This is a genomic window from Streptomyces sp. OfavH-34-F (assembly GCF_022347745.1).
Taxonomy (GTDB): Bacteria; Actinomycetota; Actinomycetes; order Streptomycetales; family Streptomycetaceae; genus Streptomyces.
Genome location: NZ_JAKRGC010000606.1, coordinates 1 through 1,509, shown reverse-complemented (window position 1 = coordinate 1,509; position 1,509 = coordinate 1). Strand labels below are relative to the sequence as shown.

The 1,509-nt window shown below is 77.5% G+C and carries 1 protein-coding gene; it reads left to right on the top strand.

Going from position 1 to position 1,509, the window contains the following annotated elements; all coding sequences use genetic code 11:
- Nucleotides 1-1,449: DUF5691 domain-containing protein (locus MHW47_RS35350; RefSeq protein ID WP_239227897.1), on the top strand; the 1,449-nt coding region annotated here is incomplete at its 5' end.
- Nucleotides 1,450-1,509: the final 60 nt, after the last annotated feature.

Sequence of the window (1,509 nt, the reverse complement as noted above, 5' to 3'; positions counted from 1 at the left end):
CTGCTGCCCGCCGCCGCGCTCCCCCGTCCGGTACCGGCGCCCGACGATCCCCGGCCGCCCCTGCCGGAGCCCGCCCGCAACCGGCTGACGCAGCTCCTCGCGGACCGGGCGGCGGGTTCCGGCGGCCGGCGGGGGGCGACCCCGGACCTGACGGAGCTGATCCCGCAGTGGCTGGCCACCGCCAACGAGCACGGCTACCGGGCGCCGGACTCCGCGCTGCCCGCCCTGCTGGACGCGGCCCGGGCCCGGACCGATCTGCGCCCGCAGACCCTGGAGTTCGCCGGGCCGCGCGGCCTGTGGCTGGCCGGGCTGAACCCGGAGTGGAAGTTCGCGCTGCGCGGCGCCTCCGGGAGCGCGCTGCTGCCGTCCCCGCAGGACACGGAAGCGGTCCGGAAGCTGTGGGAGGAGGGCCTGTTCGCGGAGCGGATCGCGCTGCTCGGCCTCGTACGGGCGCACGACGCGGACGCCGCCCGCGCGCTGCTGGCCACCACCTGGAAGACCGAACGGGCCGAGGACCGGCTGATGTTCGTCGACTCCCTGCGCACCGGGCTGTCCGGGGCCGACGAGGAGTTCCTGGAGGAGGCGCTGGCCGACCGCAGCCGCAACGTCCGGGCGACGGCGGCGGAGTTGCTGTCCGCGCTGCCCGGTTCCGCGCTCGCCGGCCGGATGGCGGAGCGCGCGCTGACGTGTGTGAGCCCGGGCCTCACCGGTGACGAACCCTTCGTCGCGGTGGAGGCGCCGCACGAGTGCGACGAGGCCATGCAGCGGGACGGGGTGGTCGCCCTGCCCCCGTCCGGCCGAGGCGAACGGTCGTGGTGGCTCGGCCAGTTGGTGGAGGCGTCGCCGCTGTCCGTCTGGCCGGCGCGGTTCGGCGGGCGCGGCCCGGCGGAGATCGTGGCGCTGCCCGTGGCGGACGGCTGGGGCGAGGAGCTGCACGCGGCCTGGTGCCGGGCGGCCGTGCGGCAGCGCGAGGCGGTGTGGGCGCGGGCGCTGCTGGGGTCGCCCTCGACGCCCCCGTCGAACGGTCCCGGCACGGCCTCGCTGGCCGAGCGGTCGAAGCTGCTCGCGGTGCTGCCTCCGGCGGAACGGGCCTCCTGGGTGGCGGATTTCGTCGCCGCGCACGGCTTGTCGGAGGCGTTCCAGCTGCTGGGGGTGTGCCCGGTGCCCTGGGCGCGGCCGCTGGGGCGGGCCGTCGTGGACGCCCTGGACATCGCCAGGGACGCGGGGAGTTATCCGTGGAGCTTCAGCGGTGTCATGGGCCTGGCCGAACGCTGCCTGGACCCGGCAGAGGCGGACCGCCTGGAGGTCCTGACGACGCCCCCGGCCGAACCGGCGGACGCCTCCCCCGGCGCGAACGGCTACTGGTCGGAGGCGTTCCAGCGCCTGGTGTCGACGCTGCGCCTGCGCGCCACGATGGACGACGAGCTGTCCGGGCGCCCGGCCGGCTGAGCGCGGGGCCCCCTCGGGCGCGTGGCACGGCGGCGCCGTGGCGAGCCCCGGCCGGCTGAG